The organism is Thermotoga sp. Cell2, from assembly GCF_000789375.1.
Taxonomy (GTDB): domain Bacteria; phylum Thermotogota; class Thermotogae; order Thermotogales; family Thermotogaceae; genus Thermotoga; species Thermotoga petrophila.
In genome coordinates, this window is the sequence record NZ_CP003409.1 from 521,259 (window position 1) to 545,150 (window position 23,892).

Here is a 23,892-nt window from a genome sequence, read left to right on the forward strand (position 1 = left end):
ACCATTTCACGAAGCAGGGGAAAACCCTGCTTTTTGTTTTTTGTTAAAATTCTTGGGGAATTCTATCTTCGAGGAGGAATGGAGATGAGATTTTTTGTTCTCGGTGCAGGGAGCTGGGGGACAGTTTTTGCACAGATACTGCATGAAAACGGAGAAGAAGTGGTTCTCTGGGCAAGAAGGAAAGAGATCGTCGGTCTCATAAATGTTTCACACACGAGCCCTTATGTGGAGGAATCGAAGATCACCGTAAGAGCCACAAACGATCTTGAAGAAATCAAAAAAGAAGACATTCTCGTTATAGCGATTCCCGTTCAATACATAAGAGAACATCTTCTGAGACTACCTGTGAAGCCTTCCATGGTGCTGAATCTTTCAAAGGGAATAGAGATCAAAACAGGTAAAAGAGTGTCTGAGATCGTTGAAGAGATACTGGGTTGTCCTTACGCTGTCCTCTCCGGTCCTTCACATGCCGAAGAGGTCGCAAAAAAACTTCCAACTGCCGTCACACTCGCTGGAGAAAATTCGAAAGAACTTCAAAAGAGGATCTCCACCGAGTACTTCAGGGTGTACACTTGCGAAGATGTGGTGGGTGTGGAAATCGCTGGAGCATTGAAAAATGTCATCGCTATCGCCGCGGGGATCCTGGATGGATTCGGTGGTTGGGACAACGCAAAAGCAGCACTCGAAACTCGCGGTATATACGAAATAGCAAGATTTGGAATGTTTTTTGGAGCGGATCAGAAGACCTTCATGGGTCTTGCAGGAATAGGCGATCTCATGGTCACCTGCAACAGTCGTTACAGCAGAAATAGACGCTTCGGAGAATTGATAGCGCGGGGATTCAACCCGCTGAAACTCCTTGAAAGCTCAAACCAGGTTGTAGAAGGTGCCTTCACTGTGAAAGCTGTGATGAAGATAGCCAAAGAAAACAAAATAGATATGCCCATCTCCGAAGAGGTTTACCGAGTCGTTTACGAAGGGAAACCACCTCTTCAGTCGATGAGAGATCTCATGAGAAGAAGCCTGAAAGACGAATTCTGGGCGAGCTGATTATTAGACACCGTAATTTCTCTTCCTTTGCAGTTGAAATTTAATCCGAAAAGTAGTAGAATTGTGAATGGAAGATCGTGAAACATTTCTCTTTTGGAGGGGAAAACATGAGGTACGATGTTGTAGTTGTTGGAGGTGGACCAGCCGGTCTTGTGGCGGCATTCACCACAAAAAGATTCTTTGGAGACAAAAAAAATTCTCGTTGTCAAGAAGACCGAGAAAGAAATGGTACCCTGTGGAATACCGTACATCTTTCACACTCTCGGCAGTGTGGAAAACGACTACATGGGAATTGAAGACCGCTTCAAAGGTGCAGGCATAGATCTTCTGATAGACGAAGTTGTCGATGGAAACCCAGATGAAAAGAAGCTTTTCACGAAGAGCGGAAAAGAGATTTCTTACGACAAGCTCATCATCGCAACTGGATCTTCACCGAACACACCGAAGATCCCAGGTGTGGATCTAAAAGGTGTGTTCACCGTTCCAAAAGAGGCTGACTATCTCAAACTACTGCACGAGAAGGTGAAGGATGCCAACGATGTGGTCATCATCGGGGGCGGTTTCATAGGTGTTGAAGTGGCTGACGAGATCAAAAAGTCCGGGAAGAACGTCACCCTCGTGGAAATAATGGACAGCCTCCTTCCCGTGTCGTTCGACCCGGATTTTGGAGAACTCGCGAGAAAGGAACTCGAATCGGACAACGTCAAAGTCCTCACAGGAAGAAAAGTAACAGAGATCCTCGGAACGGAAAAAGTGGAGGGAGTAAAGCTGGACAGCGGAGAAACGATCCCGGCCGATGTGGTCGTGCTCGCAACGGGTTACAAACCGAATTCTGAACTCGCCAGAAAACTCGGACTCAAGGTGACAGAACTCGGCTTCATAGAAACGGATGAGTACATGAGAACTTCAAAACCTGATATCTTCGCTGCAGGCGACTGCGTACAGCACAAAGACTTCCTCACTGGAAAGCCTTCCAGACTTATGCTTGCCTCCGCTGCTGTTTTTGATGCCAGAATTGCAGCGTCCAACCTGTACGGTCTGAAGGTGATCAGAACGAACAAGGGTTCTCTGAACGCGTACTCGACCGTCATAGGAAGCAAGGCCTTCGGCTCTGTGGGAATAACGGAGAGAATAGCGAAGGAAGAAGGATTCGAAGTTGTCGTTGGAAAGGCAGAGGCACCAGACAGACATCCTGGAAAGTTCGAAGATACCTCAAAACTCGTGGTGAAACTCATCTTCTCGGAAGACAGCAAGATCCTGCTCGGTGCGCAGGTGTGTGGTGGAAAGAGCGTCGGTGAGATAGTGAACCTAATAAGCCTCGGCATACAGAAAGGCATCACAGCCAACGATCTGTTCACCATGCAAATCGGGACCCATCCACTTCTCACATCCGCTCCAACGGTGTATCCACTGGCGAAAGCGGCTGAAATGGTATTATAAATTTCTCATATGGAGGTGTTGCTCATGGCAGCGAAAGAAAAACTGGAACAGATTCAGAAGCAGCTTCAGGAAATCATCGGAAAGGCACCTGAGATCGGAAAGTTCGCAGAATACGTTCACGCAGCTGAAAGCCCGAAAGCACTCGACACAAAAACGAAGGAACTCATATCTCTTGGAATAGCTGTGGCAGTGAGATGTGAACCGTGTATCGTCTGGCATGCGGGAGCCGCTGTGAGAGCAGGAGCAACAGAAGAAGAAATCCTCGACACAATCAAAGTGGCAGTCTGTATGGGCGGTGGCCCAGCACTCATGTACGGTTTGAAGGCATACGAAATCGCCCTCGAATTCCTCGGAAAATAACATCACCCCTCCCTTCGGGAGGGGTTTTCTCAGGAGGGAAAGAGGATGTACGATGCGGTAATCATAGGAGGAGGACCCGGAGGTTACGTCTGCGCTATAAAACTCGCACAGCTTGGAAAGAAGGTCGCACTTGTCGAAAAAGATGCCCTCGGGGGAACCTGTACCAACAGGGGATGCATTCCAACGAAGGCGATGCTCACAGTCTCCCATCTCATGGATGAAATGAAAGAGAAAGCTTCAAAGTACGGCTTGAAAGTCTCAGGAGTCGAATACGACGTCGCCGCCATAATGAAACACGTTCAAAAGAGTGTGATGATGTCAAGAAAGGGAATAGAGTACCTGCTGAAAAAGAATGGGGTTGAAGTCTTCAAAGGAACGGCCGTCGTGGAAAACAAGAACACGGTTGTTGTCCAGGAAACGGGAGAGAAACTGGAAGCAAAGAATCTTGTTCTCGCACACGGATCCGTTCCCTCCGTGTTTTCTCCCTTCGATATCGACGGAGTCTGGACGAGTGATGACGTGTTCAATTTGAAAGAATTTCCAAAGTCGCTTGTGATAATAGGCGGTGGTGTCATAGGTGTTGAATTCGCAACGTTCTTCGGTTCTTTCGGTGTGGATGTGACGATCGTTGAGATCGCAGAACACATCCTCCCCTATGAAGACTCAGATGTGGCAGAAGAAGTGAAAAAGGCCCTCAAAAGGAAGGGTGTTAAGATCCTGGAAAAAACAAAAATTTCCTCCCTGAGCAAAGTCGATGACGGCTTTGAAGTCGCACTCGAAAATGGAGAAACCCTTAAGGCAGAAAAGGTCCTGCTCGCCGCAGGAAGAAAGCCCAACATACCGGAGGACGTGAAAGCTCTCGGAGTGAAGATAGAAAAAGGAGTCGTCACTGATAGCAGGATGAGAACGAACGTGGAAAACGTTTACGCGATAGGAGATATCAGAAGTGGAATCATGCTCGCTCATGTGGCCATGTACGAGGGAATAGTCGCTGCAAAGAACATCGCGGGAGAAGAGGAAGAAATGGATTACTCGGCCGTTCCGAGTATCATCTTCTCCTCTCCGGAAGTGGCATCTGTCGGTGTGAGAGAAAAAGACGTGAACCCCGAAGAAGTTGTGATCTCCAAGTTCCCAGTCTCCGCAAACGGAAGGGCAAGAACGATGCTTGAAAACATAGGGTTTGCCAAGGTCATAGCGGACAAGAAAGACGGAACGGTTCTCGGCATGAGCATCGTTTCACCATCGGCTACCGATATGATCATGGAAGGTGTCATAGCCGTGAAGTTCAGGATGAAAGCGGAAGTTCTGGAGAAAGCCATTCACCCGCATCCGACTTTGACAGAAACCATACTCGGGGCTCTTGAAGGGGTCTCAGGAAAACCCATTCATCTGTGATACATGGCAGCACTCTTTCTTTAAAGGGCAGACACCGCACTTCGGAGTTTTGCTGCAAAATTTTTTCGCGTGTTCCACTATAAGCCCGTGAAACTCCTGGTAAAGACGAACATCTTCTGGATAGTGAGTCATGAAAAGCTTTTGCACTTCGTCGTAGTCGTTCAGCTCGATGTTGAAGATTCTCTTCAAAAGTCTTCTTGTGTAGCTGTCAACAACGAAAACCGGTTTTTCCAGGGCGTAGAGCAGAATGGCATCGGCGGTTTCTTTGCCGATGCCTTTTATTTTGAGGAGTCTTTCTCGTAAAATATGTGTTGGAAGATCTCTCAGACGAGATAGATTGTAGTTGTATTCTTTGAGAAATTTCAACAGTTCCTTGAGGCGCTTTGTTTTGATGTTGAAGAACCCCGCTGGTCTTATGAGCTCTGCTACTTTCTCCTCGGGAAGAGAATCCAGTTCTTTCAGCAGGTTGTTTCCTTTGACTTCGTTTTTGATGTTTTCCATGGCACGTTCAACGTTCTTCCAGTTCGTGTTCTGGGTGAGAACTGCTGTTATTACGATTTCCTCAGGTGTTCCGGGCCACCATTTCCCAACCGATCCGTGTATTTCCAGTAACTTTCTGTAGAGTTCTGTCAGTCTCATACTTAAAATTATACGGGGGGTGAACCAGATGAGCATCATCTACAGGAGAAGGAGTATCAGAAAGTATCAGAAAAAGGATGTTCCGGACGAGCTGGTGAAAGAGATCATCCGTGCCGCCATGCACGCTCCTTCCGCGTGCAATCAACAACCGTGGCATTTCGTTGTTATCAGAAACGAAGAAACAAAAAAGAAAATCGCGGAGATCCACCCTCATGCACAAATGTCTGCAGAGGCGCCCGTTGTAATCCTTGTCTGTGGAGATCCCACACTTAAAAAATGCAAAGGCTACTGGGTCCAGGATTGCTCTGCCGCCGTGGAGAACCTTCTTCTGAGAGCGACAGAACTCGGTCTTGGAGCCGTGTGGTGTGGAGTTTATCCAAGAGAGGAAAGAGTGAAAGCCTTCAGAGAGCTTCTTGGAATACCCGAACATGTCGTTCCTTTCGCCATTGTTCCTGTGGGATACCCCGCAGAGCAACCTGCCCAGGTGGACAGGTTCAAGCCCGAAAGGATCCATTACGAAAAATGGTGAAAAACATTAACAAACAGATCCATCTTTTTAGAATCTCCACCAACAATTTTTTGAGATGTAACTAAACAAACCACAATATATTGTGGTAAAATCTCAGCAGATTTCACCGGAAGGGGGTCCTTCCCTTGTATGTGAACCGAATAGGAACTTTCCGGGATCATCCAGATCTCTATGGGGTGTCGGTTTACTTCCAGGGGTGCGATGCGAAACCAAAGTGCTACATGTGCCACAATCCAGAAACATGGCATCTTTCAGAAGAATACAAAAGACCATCAGAGGTTGTGACAAAGATCATCGATGAAAAACTCTCGAGTCTTTTGAGGTACTTCCCAAAAGCCGCCCTCGTCTTTCTCGGAGGAGAACCCCTCGCACCGTACAACAGAGAAGAGATGCTTTCTCTTTCGAAGATGTTCAAGGAAAAGTACGGAGAACGCTTGACGGTTGTGCTGTTCACCTGGAGGCTTCCGAAGGACATCGTAAAAGAGAACCTTCTCAAGTACGTTCAATACGTGGATGAGTTCGTCATGGGAAGGTACCTCCACACTTACCGCCGGGATGGGTTTCCGGCCTCTAAGAACCAGATTCATATTGACAGGAGAACTTTTGAGAGAATGATCGAAGCAGTGTTGAGGAGGGGACACTATGAAGGTTCAGTATTCGTTCGAAAGAGAATTTGAAGAACTGATGAGTGATCTTCTTTCCAAGTACGGTTATGAGATGTTCCAGATGGACGGCCTCGGCGACCAGCTCGATGTGGTAAAGTTCACAGAAGACTTCGTGAGACGGGGAATCATCGAGTCTACGATCGACGCAAACGCGAACGTCAGGGTCACCAACATCAGCACTTACTTCATCGAGATATCGAAGCCGCACACGTACCTCTACTCGCTGTACAGGATCTGGCAAAAGATGAAGGAGATGTTTGGAAAAGGGGTCGCAGACGAGTTCGTCGAAGCGCAGATAAACGGTGCCGTCTATCTTCATGACAGGCACCACGCAGCTCTCATGCCTTACTGTTTCGCCTACACTCTGAAACCCATAGTGGAGAAGGGACTTCCGTTCATAAAAACCATAAAATCCGAGCCCGCAAAGCACCTGTCCACATTCATTCAGCATGTCATTCAGTTTGTGATGTTTGCGTCCAACCAAAGCTCTGGTGCGGTTGGACTTCCTGACTTTTTCGTCTGGATGTGGTACTTCGTCAAGAAAGACCTCAAGGAAGGAATCATCCCGCGTGACAAACTCGACTGGTACATAGAACAGCATTTCCAGATACTCACTTACTCACTGAACCAGCCCATCAGAACGACACAGTCTCCGTACACGAACTTCACGTACCTCGACAGAAACTACATAAAAGCGATTTTCGAAGGGGAAAGGTATCCAGATGGTTCTTTGATCACGGACCACGTGGAAGACATCATCGCTCTGCAGAAGCACTACTGGGAGTGGGTGTCAAGGGAAAGAGAGCGCCAGATGTTCACCTTCCCTGTACTCACAGCAAGCCTTCTCTATAAGGACGGCAAGTTCCTCGACGAGGACAGCGCTCGCTTCATAAACAAAATCAACATGAAGTGGCAGGACACGAACTGGTACATCTCCGACTCGATAGATGCTGTGGCGTCCTGCTGCAGGCTCACATCGTCTACTCAAACTCTGAAGAAGTTCTCACTTTCGAGCGAGGAAGAAGAAAAACTGAAAGGAAGGATGAACTCTATCGGTGGATCAGACCTGAACATCGGATCCTTCAAAGTGATCACGATGAACCTTCCAAGAATCGCTCTTGAAAGCGGCGGAGACAGAGAAAAGTATCTTCAGATTCTCAGGCACCGCGTTCAGCTCATCAAAAAAGCCCTCGCCGCAGTCAGGGAGATCATAAAAGAGAGAATATCCGAAGGACTTCTTCCTCTCTACGAAAACGGTCTCATGCTTTTGAACAGACAGTACGGAACCATCGGTGTCACTGGTGTCTGGGAGAGCGCCTCGATCATGGGATTGACCACGGAAGACATCGACGGTCTGAAGTACACAGAAGAAGGAGAAGTGTTCGTAGACAACGTTTTGGACACCATCCGAGAAGAAGCGGAAAAGGGATACCATGAGTACGGCTTCACCTTCAACATAGAACAGGTACCCGCAGAGAAAGCGGCTGTGACTCTTGCTCAGAAAGACAGATTTCTCTTCGGTGAGAAACAGCCGTTCGAGATCTACTCCAACCAGTGGGTGCCTCTCATGGCGAACACGGATGTTCTCAACAGAATCCGCTACTCCGGAAAATGGGACAAAAAGGTGAGTGGAGGAGCGATTCTGCATATCAACCTCGGAGAATCTTTCAAGACGGAGGAAGAATCCTTCAACATGGTGAAAATGATCGCGGACATGGGTGTAATGTACTTTGCGTTCAACACGAAGATCAGCGTGTGTGAGGATGGACACGCGTTCTACGGGGAGAGATGCCCGGCCTGCGGAAAAGCCAAAGTAGATGAATACATGAGAATCGTAGGGTATCTCGTTCCGGTTTCCGCTTTCAACAAAGAAAGAAGAGAAATAGAGTATCCCAGAAGACAGTTCTACGATTCGCTGACAATCAGAAGGTGATCAAGCCCCCGCACAACGCGGGGGTTTTTTGTGGTACAATTATTATTGAGAATTAGTTTCAACTTGTTGGAGGTGAGTTTCATGAGGGTGAGGCACTTTGAACTCCTCACAGACGAAGGGAAAACTTTTACTCACGTTGATCTTTACGGAAAGTACACCATCCTCTTCTTTTTCCCTAAGGCAGGAACGAGCGGCTGCACGAGAGAAGCCGTCGAATTCTCCAAGGAAAACTTCGAGAAGGCCCAGGTAGTGGGGATCTCCAGAGACAGTGTTGAAGCATTGAAGAGATTCAAAGAAAAGAACGATCTCAAAGTGACTCTCCTTTCAGATCCAGAAGGAATTCTCCATGAGTTTTTCAACGTTTTGGAAAACGGAAAAACAGTTCGATCCACCTTCTTGATAGACAGATGGGGCTTTGTGAGGAAAGAATGGAGAAGAGTGAAGGTCGAAGGACATGTTCAGGAAGTGAAAGAAGCTTTAGATCGACTGATAGAAGAAGACCTTCCACTGAACAAACACATAGAGTGGAGAAGGGCAAGGAGAGCGTTGAAAAAAGACAGAGTACCGAGAGAGGAGTTAGAACTTCTCATAAAAGCAGCTCATCTTGCTCCTTCGTGCATGAACAACCAGCCGTGGAGGTTCGTGGTAGTGGATGAAGAGGAACTCCTCAAAAAGATACACGAAGCACTTCCCGGTGGAAACTACTGGATGAAGAACGCACCCGCTTTGATAGCGGTTCATTCGAAAAAAGACTTCGATTGTGCACTCCCAGATAACAGAGATTACTTCCTGTTCGACACTGGGCTTGCCGTGGGAAACCTCCTTGTTCAGGCAACACAGATGGGCCTTGTGGCTCATCCCGTTGCAGGCTACGATCCTGTGAAGGTCAAAGAAATCTTGAAAATCCCTGAAGATCACGTGCTGATAACCTTGATCGCTGTAGGATACCTGGGAGACGAAAGTGAGCTTTCCGAGAAACACAGGGAGCTGGAACGCTCAGAAAGGGTGAGAAAAGAGCTCTCCGAAATTGTCAGGTGGAACCTTTAGTCTTCTTTTCTCAGAACGAGTGACGCTGTGTAAAAGACAAACATAAGACCAGCTAAGAACATGATCACTGCGGTGATAAGGTACCTGCTGAACGGAAATATCTCAAAGCCCAATGAGTACCTGATGAGTTCCACACCATATTTCACAGGTAGGAAGTAAGAGACAACTCTCAGATAATCAGGGAGGAACGAGACCGGAAAATAAACACCTGTTAGAAACATCATAATGGTGAAGAGAATCACAGCAGCATCCGTTGCCACATCGGATTTCTTGAACAGAATTGATATCAAAGCTCCAAGCGCGATGAAGGATAGAACAGAACTGACGACGGATATCAAAAAGAGAAACACGTTCAGTTCGTAGCTTGCTTTAAAGATCAAAGTTCCCAGCAGCATTATGAGAGCGGTGCTCAAAATTCCGTAGAACATCCTCGCTGAGATGAGACCAAAGACAAAGGAAAAGTTTCCAACGGGAGTTGCTTTGAGCCTCTTCAAAAAGCCTCTTTCACGATAGCGGGAGAACACGTCCACGGTTCCAAAGAGCCCGATCGAGAGTAGAGATACGGCGATCACACCCGTGAGGGTATAATCGAAAGATGTGAGCTCTCTTGCGGTTTTCAGAACTTCTTTTTTCACCATGATGACGGGATTCAGACCGTTGAGGAGCCTTGTGACCTTGTTTTTGAGGGAGATTTCCCAGGAGTCGAGAAGCGATTGATAGTATTCGTCCGTTGTGTTTCTTATAAAGATGATTCTTTCTTTCTCCACCACCGCCACTTCGTGGTAGTAGCCCTTCAACTCCTCGAGCGAGGTGTAAACATCTCCAAAATCCGAAAGATCGTAATCGACGGTCACAACTGCTGTTTTCACAGAATTGCCGGAACCGCCAAAAAGAAAACCAAAAATCAGAAGAAACATGACGGGAAAAGCAATGCTGAAAAAAGTGGAAATTTTATCCCTCCACGATTCTTTCCACATAGCAGAGAACAGAGCCAAAAACTCACTCAACCATCATCACCCTCCTCCAGTTCAAAAAAAGAGAACTAAAGAGAGTACTATCCACACGATCGGCACTAAAAAGTGATTCGAGTAAATCGTTCTGTATCCGAAAGATCCCCTCAGATAATCCACCAAGTAGGTTGCAGGATTTCCAAGAACAACCGCTTTGATCGGCCAAGGAATTCCGGAGACATCGAAGTAAAAACCTCCGAGGAACATGAACACCTGGTTGAACACCTGCGAAGCTGCTCTCAAAGCGGAGAAGGTTTTGAACAGAGACACCATGAGCAGAGACACACTCAGAAACGTAAGAAAGGAAAGAAGCACACCGCCTAAGAAGGATACATTGATGGGGAACTCTACTCCGTACACAAAACGTGCAAAGAGCGTCACAGAAGCGGAAGTGATGGACATGGCAAAAAGTCCGCAGACGACTATGGAGAAAAAGTAGTGATGACCTCTCAGTGGAGAAGCGAGGATTCTTTTCAAAATTCCCTGCTCTCTGTAGAGAGCGAGCTGATACGGAACAGTGAAGAGGCCGACGGACATCACACCCACAAGAAGAACGGCAGGAAGAATGTAGTGAGAGTAATTGATAGCCTGCCTTTCTTTTTTTCTGTACTCCACTTCTACCTCCTTTACCTTTCTTAGTTGAAAGTCGAGCGACTCGAGTATGTTAGAAACAACGTTCGCAAGGACAATGGATTCCTGCCTCTCCGGAGCGTAGAGAATGGTGATCTCCACAGGAACAGAGATCTTCGTTTTGGAAAAGATGATAGCTTTTGTGAAGAGATTGTCGAAGTTCTCCGGTAGAATCACACAAACATCGATCTTTCCGTATTTGAGGTCTCTTTCAGGGTTCTGTGTTCTGATGATCTCGATACCGGATGGGAGATGGCTGAACACACTCTCTACCAAACTACTCTCTCCCACAAGTCCTATCCTCAGGTTCATGTTAGAAGACATATCTCCGAAGATGGATACGAGAATGAGATAGAGGAGTATTGGAAAAAGGAAATTCCAAAAAAGAACGCTCTTAGTTCTGAAGTAATCGTTTTTCAGAATGGAAACAACAAGATGCCTCATTCTCTGAGATCCCTGCCTGTGAGCTTCAGGAAAACATCTTCAAGATTCGGTTTTCTTATCACGATGTTTGAAACGTTCCAATTTTTCAGGAGATCTTTTATGAGTTCTTCTGGGGCATCAGTTTCCACAACGTAGTGGTTCTCTTTTTTCTCCAAGTATCTCACGTTCACGTCCTGATCACAGTCAAACTCGACGACGGTTTTCAGCCCGGAAGAGCTTATGAGAGAGGAAGGAGTCCCTTCTGCTATGATCTTCCCGTGGTCTATGATGCAGACGTGGTCAGATAGTCTCTCTGCCTCTTCCATGTAATGGGTGGTGAGAAAGATGGTCTTTCCAAGATTTTTGAAGTGTTCTATGGTGTCCCATATCTGCCTTCTCGCCTGTGGGTCAAGACCTGTCGTTGGTTCGTCGAGGAAAACAATCTCCGGATCGTTGATGAACGCCACAGCCACTGCGAGTCTCTGAAGCTGGCCCCCAGAGAGTGTTTTCACCATTTTTTTCTCTATGTTTTCAAGAGAAAACAATCCCATCACTTCTTTGAGATCCAATCCCGTTCCGTACAGCCCGCGGAACAATTTGAGGGTTTCCCAAACGGTGAGGTTTTCAAAAAAGGCACTTTTCTGGAGACACACACCAATTTTTCTCTTCGTTTCTCTATCTAAGACATCCTTTCTCTCACCGAAATAGTAGATCTCCCCGGAGTCTTTCTTTCTGAGACTTTCGAGTATCTCAACGGTCGTGGTTTTTCCCGCACCGTTGGGTCCAAGGAAGGAGAAAACAGTTCCACGCTCCACGGTGAAACTTATCCCGTCCACGGCCTTCACGTCACCGTAGTGTTTCTTCAGATCAACGACTTTCAAAATCTCCAGAAAAAATCCCCCCTTTGAATGTAATACTACCATACATTGAAACAAAAAAGCGCCCCTCACGGGCACTTTTGTTTAAAGGATGCATTGAAATTTGTTGAGCTTAGCGGAGATCATCGATACAAGACAAGTTTCCGTACCTCTAAGGAAGTATTGAAACTCGCAAAGAAATTCGAAACATTCGACGGAAAAATCGTGTTTCCATACCTCTAAGGAACTATTGAAACTCGGTTTGTGCACTATCACTTCTCCGCTTGAGAGCGGTTTCCATACCTCTAAGGAACTATTGAAACCCTGCTTAACGATATTATCTCAACAAAGCTTCTGGAGTTTCCATACCTCTAAGGAACTATTGAAACCTTAGGTCGTACCAATTAACACCATCTATTTTGCAGTTTCCATACCTCTAAGGAACTATTGAAACCGATGTCGCCGCCAAGTATTTCAGGGGTTTATCGGAGTTTCCATACCTCTAAGGAACTATTGAAACATTCCCTATGCCTCTTGACATCTATAGCTATTCATGGTTTCCATACCTCTAAGGAACTATTGAAACTGTTCTGTTGTGGGATCGTATTTGAACTCACTCTCTGTTTCCATACCTCTAAGGAACTATTGAAACGTGGGAAGGCGTGGACGTCATATTCATCGCACATTCCGCGTCTTCCATACCTCTAGAGGAACTATTGAAACCGTGCTTGATGTCGTAGGCATCAGGGTTATGATGCCGAGTTTCCATACCTCTAAGGAACTATTGAAACGTCGATGTTCTTTAGGCGGATATAGATTTATCTCTACTTCGTTTCCATACCTCTAAGGAACTATTGAAACTGCTCTTCTGCCCCGGGGTACACAAAAATAAGTGTTGGCCGGTTTCCATACCTCTAAGGAACTATTGAAACCTGGCAGGAATGTATGCACCCGCCGCCCACAACTCCAGGTTTCCATACCTCTAAGGAACTATTGAAACCACCCGCAAGAGCACAGTCTATTACGCAGACAATTTTGTTTCCATACCTCTAAGGAACTATTGAAACATGTATCAGTAGAAGGAAATTATGTAAGTCCATATGAGTTTCCATACCTCTAAGGAACTATTGTTACCCTCCACGTTGGGATTGGGATACCTCAAAGGGAATATGTTTCCATACCTCTAAGGAACTATTGAAACCTGGTAAGTTTCATTGTAGATAAGGTATTCTTACACCGTTTCCATACCTCTAAGGAACTATTGTAAACTCCTACCGGTAAATGGTTCTTCGTTGTTCTCATCTTGTTTCCATACCTTCTAAGGAACTATTGAAACCCGTTGAGTTCAAGAGAAATTATACCACAAACACAATCTGAAAGCAAGATGTTTTTTTATCTTCCATATCCTCCCTTTCCATAAACCATTCTAACACACAAGAGAGCACCTTCAAGTACTGTTTGGAAAAATGGAATAATTGCATAGTCAAACAAGAAAAGAACACAAGCAAAAAACAGAAGATAAATTATATCAACCTACGTCAGGGCATTTTGGGGTGTTTCTGGTAAAAATCGATTAGTTCCATGTTTCACAAATAGATGAAAGAAGGTATTCCTCAGTGTGTTAGAAGTTAACTACTAATTTCTCGAATTCAAAGCACTTACACGTCATCGATTATCACAAATTCTCTTCGTATTGTCTCTTCATATCATTCATTATTCCCTTTTTAACGCATAGCTTCCGGTACCAGAAAGGCGCATGAAATTTTTCGTTACCGGTAATTGCATACTCTATATCTATCTTCCAGTGCCAGATACACACATCACCTACTTTGTGAATGATTGGAACTATCTTAGTTTGTATGCATAAAATATAAAATGTTAAAGTAAACATACTTTATCCTAACATCAAAGCGAAGAAGAGAGTGGTAAAATTTTTCAAAACTTTTTTGGAGGTGTTCTGAGGTGATCGTTCTTGTGTTCCTTGGGGGTATCCTCGCGGGCTTTTTAAATGTTCTTGCAGGTGGTGGCTCAATGATCACACTTCCTATCTTAACTGCTCTGGGACTCGGAATAGATGTTGCAAACGGAACAAACAGGATCGCCATAATACTTCAAAATCTTGTGGCAATTGAAAGGTTCAAAGCCAAGAAGGTTTTGAAAATAAAAGAAGCGATTCTTGTTGCTTTGCCGGCCATAGTGGGAGCGATTCTGGGAAGCTCCATAGCGGTTCAGATAGAAAAAGAGATGCTTCAGAAAATCGTAGGTGTTATCTTCCTCGTTATGGCCGTTTCTCTTGTCTGGAAACCCAGAATCTGGCTTGAGGATAGATTCGTCAAAAGAAACTGGGTTCTCATATACATCGTCTTTTTTCTGATCGGTATCTACGGTGGGTTCATTCAAGCGGGGGTCGGTTTTCTTCTCATGCCTGCGATCGCTCTTCTTCTTGGATACGAACTGGTCAAAACAAACGCTGTAAAAGTCTTCATCGTGGCTTCTTACAATATAATCTCACTTGTGATCTTCATTCTGAACGGAAAGGTGAACTTCCTCTACGGTTTCATTCTCGCTCTTGGGAATATGACTGGTGCGTGGCTCGCTGCCACTTTCTCCATCAAAAAAGGTGCAAATTGGGTGAGATGGATCGTCTTTACAGCAGTAATCGTGGTTGGAATAAGATACGTTTTTAATTAACTTTCAATCAAAAAGAAATAGAAGTGTGCCATGATAGAAGATGGAATAATGCATAAAGTGAGGGAGGTGTACCAGTGACAAAGAAAGAACCTGGAATAATCGTTGGTGTAAGCAACAGGCATGTCCATCTCTCAAAAGAGGACCTGGAGATTCTCTTCGGCAAAGGCTACGAACTCACCCCCATAAAAGATCTCAGACAGCCCGGTCAGTACGCAGCGAAAGAGACAGTGACCATAGTAGGACCGAAAGGCGCGATAGAGAACGTTCGCGTACTGGGACCTGTCAGAAGAGAAACACAGGTCGAGATCTCCAGAACGGATGCCTTCAAACTCGGACTCAGACCCCCTGTTAGAGACTCGGGAGATCTCGAGGGAACACCGGGAATAGTCATCATAGGTCCAAACGGCATTCTGGTTAAAGAGAAGGGAGTCATCATAGCAAAAAGACACATACACATGCACCCAAAGGATGCCGAACACTATGGAGTTAAAGACAAAGATCTTGTGAAGGTGATCGTTGAAAGCGGAGACAGAAAACTGATCTTCGATGATGTTCTCATAAGAGTGAGGGAAGACTTCGCACTGGAATTCCACGTGGACACAGATGAAGCGAACGCAGCGATGCTCAACACTGGGGACTTCGTTTATATCGTGGAGTTCTAAAAAAATAAAAAGGGGAGCGTTCGCTCCCCTTACTCCTGAACTTCCACCTCGATCACTTTCTTCTTCCTTTCTTCTTTCTTTGGTACCCTTATCGTGAGAACACCGTTCTTGTACTCTGCTTTGATCTTTTCTACGTCAACGTAGTCTGGGAGTCTGATTGCCCTTTCGAATTTTCCAGCGCTTCTTTCAACGTAGTAATAGTTTTTACCTTTCTGTTCTCTTTCGAGTTTCTTTTCACCAGAGATCTTCAAAATGTTCTCTTCAACCGTTATTTTGACGTCTTTTCTGTCTATGCCTGGGATTTCTACTTCTATCACTACTTCATCGTCTGTTTCGTACACATCCATGTCTGGTGCAAAGAACTCCTTAGCGGGTCTGACCTCCGTCCTGAAGAAGTCATCGAAGAGCCTGTCGATCTCCCTCTGGAGTTCCCTGAACGGCCTGAAGATGTCTTCTCTTCTTCCAAGGAGCATCGTGTCACCCCCTTTTCACTGGTTCGATGTTTCTCCACCAGTTGCAGATTTGTAGAGGTATTCTCCTATCTTCATACTTTCCTTCTGGAGATCATCGAAGAGCATCTTCACTTTTGGTATGTCGTTTCTGTTTATCGCGTCTCTGAGTTCTCTGATCATGTCTTCGAGTCTGGACTTGAGATCCGCTGGTATCTTATCTCCGTGTTCTTTCAGAGTCTTTTCTACGCTGTATGCGAGATCGTCTGCTCTGTTCTTGAGTTCGATTTCTTCTTTGAGACGTTTGTCCTGTTCTTCGTATCTTTTCGCATCTTCTATCATTCTCTTTATTTCGTCTTCGGAGAGCTTGTGTCTTCCTGTGACTACCATGGACTGTTCTTTTCCAGAACCGAGATCTTTTGCGGAAACGTGGACTATTCCGTCGCTGTCTATGTCGAACGTGACCTCTATCTGAGGAACACCCCTCGGTGCCGGTGGAATTCCAACGAGTTTGAAGCTTCCAAGGAAGATGTTTTCCCTCGCAATCGGCCTTTCACCCTGATAGACTCTGATTTCTACTTCGGTCTGACCGTCTTCAACCGTTGTGAAGATCTTGCTCTTCCTCACGGGTATCTTGGTGTTCCTCGGGATTATCGGTTCGAAGAGTCCGCCTTTGACTTCTATTCCGAGTGTTAGTGGTGTTACATCGACGAGAACGATATCTCTTCCCTTTGCTCCTTCGGTGCCTGCGAGTATCGCCGCCTGAATCGCTGCTCCGATAGCAACTGCTTCGTCCGGGTTGACGCTCTTGTTGGGTTCTTTTCCGAAGAACTCCTTTATGAACCTCTGCACCATTGGAACTCTGGTCATACCGCCGACGAGTATGATTTCGTCGATATCCTGTGGTGAGAGCTTTGCATCGTTCAGTGCCTGTTCGATTGGGCCTCTTGTCATTTCAACGAGATCTCTTGTGAGCGATTCGAAGAGACTTCTGGTGATTCTCATTTCAAGGTGCAGAGGCTGTCCGCTCGGAGAGACAGCGATGAACGGCAAACTCACATCGGTTTCCATCTTCGTTGAAAGCTCTATCTTGGCCTTTTCGGCAGCGTCTCTCAATCTCTGAAGCGCCTGTCTGTCTTCTCTGAGATCTATTCCGTGCTGTTTTTTGAATTCCTCTGCCATCCAGTCGATGAGTCTCTGATCGAAGTCGTCTCCACCGAGGTGGTTGTTACCAGCTGTAGCGATGACTTCGATCACACCTTCTCCTATCTCGAGTATGGAGACATCGAACGTTCCACCACCGAGGTCGTAAACCAGCACTTTCTCTTCTTTTCCAGCTTTATCGAGTCCGTAAGCGAGGGCCGCTGCGGTTGGTTCGTTGATGATCCTCAAGACCTCAAGACCTGCTATGATTCCAGCCTCTTTCGTTGCCTGTCTTTGGGCATCGTTGAAGTAAGCGGGACAGGTGATGACGGCTTTCTTTATTTCACCACCGAGGTACGCTTCCGCGTCGTTCTTCAGCTTCTTGAGGATGAACGCGCTGATCTCCTGAGGAGTGTATTCTTTATCGTCTATTCTCACTTTGTAATCAGTTCCCATTTTTCTCTTTATGGATTTTATCGTTCGTTCAGGATTGAGTATCATCTGTCTCTTGGCGGGTTCTCCTACGAGTATCTCTCCACTCTTTGTGAACGCAACCACGGATGGTGTGACCCTGCTTCCTTCAGCGTTCGGTATCACTTCAACTGTACCGTCCGGTTTCATCCAAGCTATAACAGAATTTGTCGTTCCAAGGTCTATTCCCACAACGAATTCTTTCTTTTCTGCCATTGTGCCACCTCCTCAGAACCTTTTCTCATCCATGAGAAATTATAGTGAGGCACAGAATGGGATGTCAAGGGGTCGTATGAGAATTTGTACAAACATATATTCGTCTCATAATGATGGAAATCGAATATATAATTTTTTAGAAACAATATCGTATAGCAAATGAAACTTTTGAATGATAATAACAATTCAGATCGAAAGTGTGCTATAATTTGTTCTGTCGGGGAGGGATCGAAGTGAAGATCGCGGAAATCTCTTCGAGAAGACCCATAGCCATCTTTATGCCGTTGACAGCTGTTGTCTTCCTTGGTTTCATTTCGTTTCAGCATCTCAAGCTGGATCTTCTTCCTCAGATAGAGTACCCTTACGCTGCTGTTATAACCACGTACATGGGAGCGGGCACGGAAGAAGTCGAAGAACTCGTAACCAAACCTCTTGAAGGGTACATTTCCTCAACTCCGGGTGTTAGAAGGTTCACCTCCATGTCGATGGATTCCGTTTCTTTCATCCTCGTCGAGTTCGACTGGAATGTGAAAACCTCCGAAGCCGTTGGAAGACTCTCAAGGTACGTAGATCTTGCCACTCGCGACCTGCCAGAGGGTGCGAATCCTGTGGTCGTAGAGTTCGATCCTTCCTTACTTCCCGTGTATGCTTTCTCAACGGAAGATGACTACGAAGATGTCGTGTCGAAAATCAAAAGACTGCCGGAAGTCGCCAGTGTAGAAGTGATGGGAAAACCAGAAAAAATCGTCGAGGTTATACTTGATCAGGAGAAAATAAAACGGTTCGATGTTGATCCTTCGTTGATAGAGACCATCCTTTCAGGGAATCTCGTTTACCCGTTCGGCTATGTGAGCGATTCTGAAGGAAACATTTACCCCGTTTCCGTCGATGGCCGGTTTGAGAACATAGAAGATCTCAAAAACACAATAGTTGGTTTCAGGGGAGTGAAATACCAGTCCCTTCTGCAGGGTAAGGTACCGAACATACTCGTTCCCGTGAGATTGAGAAACATAGCCGAGGTTAATATAACGAACGAAAGCGTTCAGGGAGAAGTCAGGGTCAACGGAAAGAAGGCTTCTCTCATCGCTATCTACAAAAGAAGCGGTGCGAACACCGTCAAAACTGTCCGTGAAATAAAGAGGATACTGAGAGATTCCAAAATAAATTACATAGAGGCCATGAACCAGGCTTATTACACTGAAAGAGCGATCGACAATCTTCTCAAGAATCTTCTCTACGGCTTCATCGCGGCTTTCGTGGTGGTTTTGATCTTTTTGAAGGATTTCACGTCAACCATCGTCACTTCGTTTTCCATTCCGCTGTCCCTCACGATCACCTTTGTTCTTCTTTACGCCTTCGGCTTGAACCTCGACACGCTCACGCTGGGCGGTCTCATCATGGCACTGGGAATGCTGGTGGACAATTCCATAGTCGTGTTTGAGAACATATACCGCCATCGCTCCCTCGGTGATCCAATACCGGACGCTGCGAGAAAAGGTGCGGGAGAGGTGTGGCTGGCGATTCTTGCTTCCACACTCACAACCGTTTCTGTTTTTCTTCCCATGGTGTTCTTCACAGGTTTTGTAGTGAGACTGTTCAAGTATTTCGCCATTGCGTTCGTCTTCGCACTTTCTTCTTCGCTGTTCGTATCTACAGTCGTCGTTCCAGCGGGTACAAGGTGGATAAAGCCAAGAAGAGGAAAACTCACCGAAGCACTGCAAAAGCATTATCGGAAGGCATTGGAATGGTGTTTGAAGAGAAAGAAACTGGTCCTGGTGATTTCTTTTGCTCTGGTTGCAATCTCCGTGATTTACCTTCTTTCGAAACCTCTGGGTTTTCTCCCGTCTTTCCAGACGAATCTCATGGTGATAGATGTGAAACTTCCCTCTCAGTCGTCTTATGAAAAAACCACCGAAGCTGTAGAGCAAATAGAAGATTACCTGAACAAACACAGAAACGAGTACAAAATCTCTTCTTTCGACTCGGAAGTTGGAATAACGAATATCTACTCTCAAATAATGGGAAGGGGACAGAACGAAGCAAGAATAATGGTGAACCTCGGAGGAAGCAGGAGGGAATTCGCGAAAAACAGAGAGAAACTGAAGAATGCCATCTCCCAGCTGAACATTCCAGAAGCGAAAATAGAAGTTCTTGAGCAATCACAGCAGATATACGAAATTCTGGGCTATCCTGTGACGATCGAAGTGAGAGGAGATGATCTTTCTCTGATACAGGAAAAAGCAAAAGAAATCTTCGAGCGTTTAAGGGAACTGCAGGAAGTCAAAAAGATTCAGATAAGAAATTCCTTTGAAAAGGAAGTCCTTCATGTGAAAATAGACCGGAACAAAGCCCTCATGAACGGTGTGGTGACAGGCCAGGTCTTTTTGGATCTCCAGACCTACCTTCTCGGGAAGAAAATCGGAACACTGAGAACGGAAGAAGGAACACTTCCCATCGTTTTGAAAAAGGCAAAATCTCTATCTCCCGAAGACTTATCGAAGATTTCGCTTACTGGTCTCAAAGGGGATGTCTCTCTTGGTGCAGTTTCAAACATATCGAGGGAAACACTTCCTTCTATAGTGGAACACTCCGATGGAGAACGTGTTGTTTACGTAGATCTGGTGAGTATAGAAGGTTCGATCGGCGAAGTTGCAAAGAAAGTAGAAAATCTTCTAAATGAAATTGATCTTTCTGGTGTAAAAGTGGAAATCACCGGACAGAAAAGTTTCATGGACGAAGCGTTTTCGGAGCTTCAGTATGTTGTTTACATAGCGATCGCACTCGTATACATGATTCTCGCTGCGCAGTTCGAGTCTTTCACACTGCCTTTCATTATATTCTTCACCATACCCTTCGCTGTCGTTGGGGTTGCCTTCGCGGTTTTCGTGAACGGATACTCACTGAATGTACCCGTTCTTGTTGGTCTTCTCACCCTTTCGGGAACGGTTGTGAACAACGCCATCGTGATGCTGACAAGAATAGAACAGATAAGACAGGAAAAAGGTCTCTTAGAGGCCACACTTGAAGGTGCTCAGAGCAGGTTGAGACCCATCCTGATGACCACCTTCACCACGATCGTTGCGCTTCTACCAACTGCACTTAGCCACGCAGAAGGATCGGAAATAGAGTCTCCAATATCGTGGGTGGTGATCTTTGGAATGCTTATATCCATGCTGTTCACTTTGTTTGTGATCCCTGTGATCTACACTGCGATCAGAAGAAAAGTCAGAGTATAGATGAGAGCTTCTCAACTATCTTCTCACAGCTTTCTGGATCGCGCACAGCAACGAATATGGTATCGTCTCCTGCGAGAGTGCCCACTATCTCGTCTATGTCGAGTCTGTCTATAACCCGAGCGATACCGCTTGCGGTACCTGGTATCGTCTTTATGACGATGAGATTCCCTGCCCTGTCTATACTCTCAACGAAGGATTTGAAGTTTCTTTTCAGCTCTTTCCATGGATCGATCACAGGGGTTTCATCGAGAAGTTTGTACACGTAGTTTCCGCTCTCGTCCATGATCTTCACGGCACCTATCTCTTTCAGATCTCGAGCGACGGTCGGTTGAACAGCTTTTATTCCATATTTTTTCAGTTCTTCTACGATCTGGAATTGATTACTTATTTTTTTCTCATGTATAATCTTCCTTATCAGTTCCTGTCTTCTCTTCTTTGAAATTTTCAATTGAAAACACCTCCGAAGAACATTTTTGAAAGCATACAACTATATATATAGCATAAATATGAAAAATATGAACAGAAAATTCAATTTTTATGATGTTGTTATCAAAAAAGTAACGTATTGGTTTATCAAACGAAAAAAATGATTGCTAAGATAATTGTGGGGGGTGGGAATATGATCAAGAAGGTCAAGACGGGAATTCCGGGGATGGACGAAATCCTTCACGGCGGAATTCCTGAGAGAAACATCGTGCTCATCTCTGGAGGACCCGGTACCGGAAAGACGATCTTCTCTCAGCAGTTCATATGGAACGGACTTCAGATGGGGGAACCCGGCATCTATGTTGCACTCGAGGAACACCCCGTTCAGGTGAAGAAAAACATGGAAGTTTTCGGCTGGAACGTTGATCCTTTTGAGAAGGAAGGAAAGTTCGCCATAGTGGACGCGTTCACTGGTGGAATCGGTGAATATGCCGAGAAAGAAAAATACGTCGTAAAAGACATAGACGATGTCAGAGAGCTCGCCGAAGTGCTGAAGAGAGCGGTGAAGGAAACACAGGCAAAAAGAGTTGTGATCGATTCTGTAACCACTCTCTATATCACGAAACCCGCAATGGCAAGAAGTATTATCTTCCAGCTCAAGAGAATACTCTCCGGTCTTGGATGTACATCGCTCTTTGTGAGTCAGGTGTCAGTCACTGAGAAGGGATTCGGAGGTCCTGGTGTTGAACACGGAGTGGACGGTATCATCAGACTGGATCTTGATGAAATCGATGGAGAGCTCAAAAGAAGTTTGATCGTCTGGAAGATGAGAGGAACGTCTCACTCGATGAGGAGGCATCCGTTCGAAATAACCGATAAAGGAATCGTCATACATCCTTCGGAGGGGGGTGAAGAAAAATGAAACTCAACTTCAATCCCGTGACCAAAGAGGAGATTCACCAGCTCGAGATCGCTTTGCTCGTTGGTACACTTTTCAGAAAGGAAGTGCTCGAGGAGATCAGAAATTCTGCTGAGAGGCTCACCTGGGTTGACAGCCTGGCGGTGGCCGCCGGTGCCCTCGCAAGGGCAAAGGCAGGAATGACAGCTTCCGAAATAGCAGAGGAACTCGGAAGGACAGAAGCAACAATCAGAGAACACGTCAAGGGAGAAACCAAAGCCGGAAAGCTGGTGAACGAAACTTATGAACTTCTGAAGGAAGGAAAGTTGAGTGTGGAAGGATTGATAGGTGAGGGTATCAAGGTAGTCACTACTACTACTGGTAGTGACGAAAAGCTCCAGGAAGTCAAGAAAGAGCTCGAAGAAATCAAACAGAAACTTGAAAGTGTGATTCAGAAACTGTGAGGCGGGGAATCAATCCCCGTCTTTTGTGAACAGAAGAACCACTATTCCTCCTGAAAGCACAGCAAGACCCAGTGTCGAAAACATAAGAGAGTAAGACTTTTCTGCGAGCAATCCCGCCAGGAAAGGTCCGATGGTTGCTCCAAGAAATCTGGCAGAGCTCAAAAGACCAAGTGCTCTTCCCCTCTGAAGGTAGTGGAATCTTCTTCCAAGAAAATTGTTCGATCCGTTGATGAAAGCTCCAAAACTCGCTCCCAAAAAGGCATAAGCCAGCACTGGTGCCCAGTTCTCAGGTATCATCATGAGAAAGGGAACCAGTGAAGACATGAAAATGCCTAGAACACTTATGAACTTCGGATCTGTTTTTTCAACGAGTTTTCCAAAGAAAAAATGTGATGGTATCTGGATGAGTGGATTCACAGCCGTGACGAAACCTATCGTTGAAGCACTATAATGAAATCTTTCGTTTAGATAGACAGCTATCAATGACATGGAGCCGGAAGTTCCCATCTGCCTCAAGAGACTCCCCAGGTACAGTGCCCAGATTCCATGCTCCATTACCTTTCTTCCAAAATGAAAGTCTTCCTCTTTCTTCTTTTGGATCTTCTCTTCTTTCAACCCGAGAGCAGGAATCACGGATACTGCCACGACTATCGAAAAGAAAACAAAAGCGAGTTTCAGATCCATGAACATCAGCAGAAAACCTATGGAAATCCTGCTCAGAAGCATCCCAAGTGAATTTGAAGAGTTGTAAAGTGAAAATCCAAGTGACATTCTCTTTGCAGTGCTGCTGAGCGCCATGGCAGCGGGAGGATACATTCCGTTGAAGAACGCTATGATCATAGAGACGAACAGAAAAGCAGAGGGAACGTTTATGACCGCGTACAGAGGATAAAAAGCAGATGCTAGAACGAGGCTCAATATGATGAATACCTTTCTTTTCCCAATTTTGTCCGAAATTCTTCCCCAGAAAACGTTAGAAAAGGTGTTCATTGCCCCTTGCAAACTGGAAAGGAGCCCTATCATAAAGAGAGTTGCTCCTATTTCTTTCATGCGAAGCTGTATCAGAAGATTGAAACTCATGGTGCCCATAGAACGAAAAACATTGGTGAGAAAGAACATCCTTCAACCCTCCAGCAATTAGTTCGGCATGTGAATTATTTTATCACAACAATGAGAAACATCAAACATCAGAAAAATGAAGTGTAGAAGAAACCCGCCTGAAGCGGGTTTCTAATGAATTTGAAGATCATTTTAAAGA

General features: G+C 45.6%; 21 protein-coding genes and 1 CRISPR repeat array. Of the genes, 13 read left to right on the plus strand and 8 right to left on the minus strand.

Annotated features, from left to right (window positions below; all coding sequences use genetic code 11):
* Positions 1–84: 84 nt before the first annotated feature.
* The 4 genes from CELL2_RS02715 (at position 85) to lpdA (ending at position 4,245) form a co-directional block, all read left to right on the plus strand.
* Positions 85–1,050: an NAD(P)H-dependent glycerol-3-phosphate dehydrogenase gene (locus tag CELL2_RS02715; protein WP_038033541.1), complete on the plus strand. Its 966-nt coding sequence runs from the start codon at positions 85–87 to the stop codon at positions 1,048–1,050.
* 150 nt (positions 1,051–1,200) lie between these two features.
* Positions 1,201–2,490: an FAD-dependent oxidoreductase gene (locus CELL2_RS02720; RefSeq protein WP_235280192.1), complete on the plus strand. Its 1,290-nt coding sequence runs from the start codon at positions 1,201–1,203 to the stop codon at positions 2,488–2,490.
* A 24-nt stretch (positions 2,491–2,514) separates the two neighbouring features.
* Positions 2,515–2,850, plus strand: a complete 336-nt coding sequence (locus tag CELL2_RS02725; protein ID WP_004083197.1) for a carboxymuconolactone decarboxylase family protein — start codon at positions 2,515–2,517, stop codon at positions 2,848–2,850.
* Between the two features lie 45 nt (positions 2,851–2,895).
* Complete coding sequence (gene lpdA, locus CELL2_RS02730; RefSeq protein WP_038033540.1) at positions 2,896–4,245, plus strand: dihydrolipoyl dehydrogenase; 1,350 nt, start codon at positions 2,896–2,898, stop codon at positions 4,243–4,245.
* Here lpdA and CELL2_RS02735 read toward each other — a convergent pair.
* Entirely contained in the window at positions 4,222–4,884 is a 663-nt protein-coding gene (locus CELL2_RS02735; protein WP_004083200.1) for an endonuclease III domain-containing protein, read from the minus strand. The two genes, lpdA and CELL2_RS02735, sit on opposite strands and share 24 nt — an antisense overlap.
* 28 nt (positions 4,885–4,912) lie before the next feature.
* Here CELL2_RS02735 and CELL2_RS02740 point away from each other — a divergent pair, with 28 nt between their 5' ends.
* From CELL2_RS02740 to CELL2_RS02755, 4 genes are all read left to right on the plus strand, one after another.
* On the plus strand, positions 4,913–5,413 hold the full coding sequence (locus tag CELL2_RS02740) for a nitroreductase family protein (RefSeq protein ID WP_038033537.1): 501 nt from the start codon (positions 4,913–4,915) through the stop codon (positions 5,411–5,413).
* 125 nt (positions 5,414–5,538) lie between these two features.
* Positions 5,539–6,090 carry an anaerobic ribonucleoside-triphosphate reductase activating protein gene (gene nrdG, locus CELL2_RS02745; protein WP_004083204.1) on the plus strand — a complete coding sequence of 184 codons (552 nt, stop codon included), beginning with the start codon at positions 5,539–5,541 and terminating at the stop codon, positions 6,088–6,090.
* Positions 6,056–8,011 (plus strand): anaerobic ribonucleoside-triphosphate reductase, encoded by a 1,956-nt coding sequence (gene nrdD, locus CELL2_RS02750; protein ID WP_038033536.1) that lies wholly within the window; start codon positions 6,056–6,058, stop codon positions 8,009–8,011. The genes nrdG and nrdD overlap by 35 nt, the downstream gene beginning before the upstream one ends.
* Positions 8,012–8,092: 81 nt before the next feature.
* Complete coding sequence (locus CELL2_RS02755; protein ID WP_038033534.1) at positions 8,093–9,058, plus strand: nitroreductase family protein; 966 nt, start codon at positions 8,093–8,095, stop codon at positions 9,056–9,058.
* Here CELL2_RS02755 and CELL2_RS02760 read toward each other — a convergent pair.
* From CELL2_RS02760 to CELL2_RS02770, 3 genes are read right to left on the minus strand one after another with little or no spacing between them, the layout of a single operon-like run.
* The gene (locus CELL2_RS02760; protein ID WP_004083210.1) at positions 9,055–10,065 is read right to left on the minus strand and encodes an ABC transporter permease; all 1,011 of its coding nucleotides are present in this window, start codon (positions 10,063–10,065) and stop codon (positions 9,055–9,057) included. The two genes, CELL2_RS02755 and CELL2_RS02760, sit on opposite strands and share 4 nt — an antisense overlap.
* A 21-nt stretch (positions 10,066–10,086) precedes the next feature.
* Complete coding sequence (locus CELL2_RS02765; protein ID WP_235280193.1) at positions 10,087–11,142, minus strand: ABC transporter permease; 1,056 nt, start codon at positions 11,140–11,142, stop codon at positions 10,087–10,089.
* Positions 11,139–12,044, minus strand: coding sequence for an ABC transporter ATP-binding protein (locus tag CELL2_RS02770; RefSeq protein ID WP_011943166.1), 906 nt, complete (start codon positions 12,042–12,044; stop codon positions 11,139–11,141). Before CELL2_RS02770 ends, CELL2_RS02765 begins: the two co-directional genes overlap by 4 nt.
* Positions 12,045–12,138: 94 nt before the next feature.
* Positions 12,139–13,314: a CRISPR direct-repeat array (repeat unit 26 nt; unit sequence GTTTCCATACCTCTAAGGAACTATTG).
* A gap of 626 nt (positions 13,315–13,940) precedes the next feature.
* Here CELL2_RS02770 and CELL2_RS02775 point away from each other — a divergent pair.
* Both CELL2_RS02775 and CELL2_RS02780 read left to right on the plus strand, forming a co-directional pair.
* Positions 13,941–14,669 (plus strand): sulfite exporter TauE/SafE family protein, encoded by a 729-nt coding sequence (locus tag CELL2_RS02775; RefSeq protein ID WP_038051465.1) that lies wholly within the window; start codon positions 13,941–13,943, stop codon positions 14,667–14,669.
* A 74-nt stretch (positions 14,670–14,743) separates the two neighbouring features.
* Complete coding sequence (locus CELL2_RS02780) at positions 14,744–15,331, plus strand: phosphate propanoyltransferase (RefSeq protein WP_008193527.1); 588 nt, start codon at positions 14,744–14,746, stop codon at positions 15,329–15,331.
* A 29-nt stretch (positions 15,332–15,360) separates the two neighbouring features.
* Here CELL2_RS02780 and CELL2_RS02785 read toward each other — a convergent pair whose 3' ends face one another.
* Both CELL2_RS02785 and dnaK read right to left on the minus strand, forming a co-directional pair.
* Positions 15,361–15,804, minus strand: coding sequence for an Hsp20/alpha crystallin family protein (locus CELL2_RS02785; RefSeq protein WP_004083188.1), 444 nt, complete (start codon positions 15,802–15,804; stop codon positions 15,361–15,363).
* Positions 15,805–15,819: 15 nt separating this feature from the next.
* Positions 15,820–17,610, minus strand: a complete 1,791-nt coding sequence (gene dnaK / locus CELL2_RS02790; RefSeq protein WP_004083187.1) for a molecular chaperone DnaK — start codon at positions 17,608–17,610, stop codon at positions 15,820–15,822.
* A gap of 233 nt (positions 17,611–17,843) precedes the next feature.
* On the opposite strand from dnaK, the gene CELL2_RS02795 reads away from it, so the two are divergent.
* Positions 17,844–20,846 (plus strand): efflux RND transporter permease subunit, encoded by a 3,003-nt coding sequence (locus CELL2_RS02795; protein ID WP_038033529.1) that lies wholly within the window; start codon positions 17,844–17,846, stop codon positions 20,844–20,846.
* On the opposite strand, the gene argR is transcribed toward CELL2_RS02795, so the two are convergent.
* Positions 20,836–21,294: an arginine repressor gene (gene argR, locus CELL2_RS02800; protein WP_004083185.1), complete on the minus strand. Its 459-nt coding sequence runs from the start codon at positions 21,292–21,294 to the stop codon at positions 20,836–20,838. The genes CELL2_RS02795 and argR overlap by 11 nt on opposite strands.
* A 171-nt stretch (positions 21,295–21,465) precedes the next feature.
* Between argR and CELL2_RS02805 the strand changes: the two genes are divergently transcribed.
* Positions 21,466–22,194: a KaiC domain-containing protein gene (locus tag CELL2_RS02805; protein WP_011943170.1), complete on the plus strand. Its 729-nt coding sequence runs from the start codon at positions 21,466–21,468 to the stop codon at positions 22,192–22,194.
* Entirely contained in the window at positions 22,191–22,634 is a 444-nt protein-coding gene (locus CELL2_RS02810) for a transcriptional regulator (protein WP_012310618.1), read from the plus strand. The genes CELL2_RS02805 and CELL2_RS02810 overlap by 4 nt, the downstream gene beginning before the upstream one ends.
* Positions 22,635–22,643: 9 nt before the next feature.
* Here the strand turns inward: CELL2_RS02810 and CELL2_RS02815 are convergent, their stop codons facing one another.
* On the minus strand, positions 22,644–23,753 hold the full coding sequence (locus tag CELL2_RS02815) for an MFS transporter (protein ID WP_011943172.1): 1,110 nt from the start codon (positions 23,751–23,753) through the stop codon (positions 22,644–22,646).
* Between the last annotated feature and the right edge of the window lie 139 nt (positions 23,754–23,892).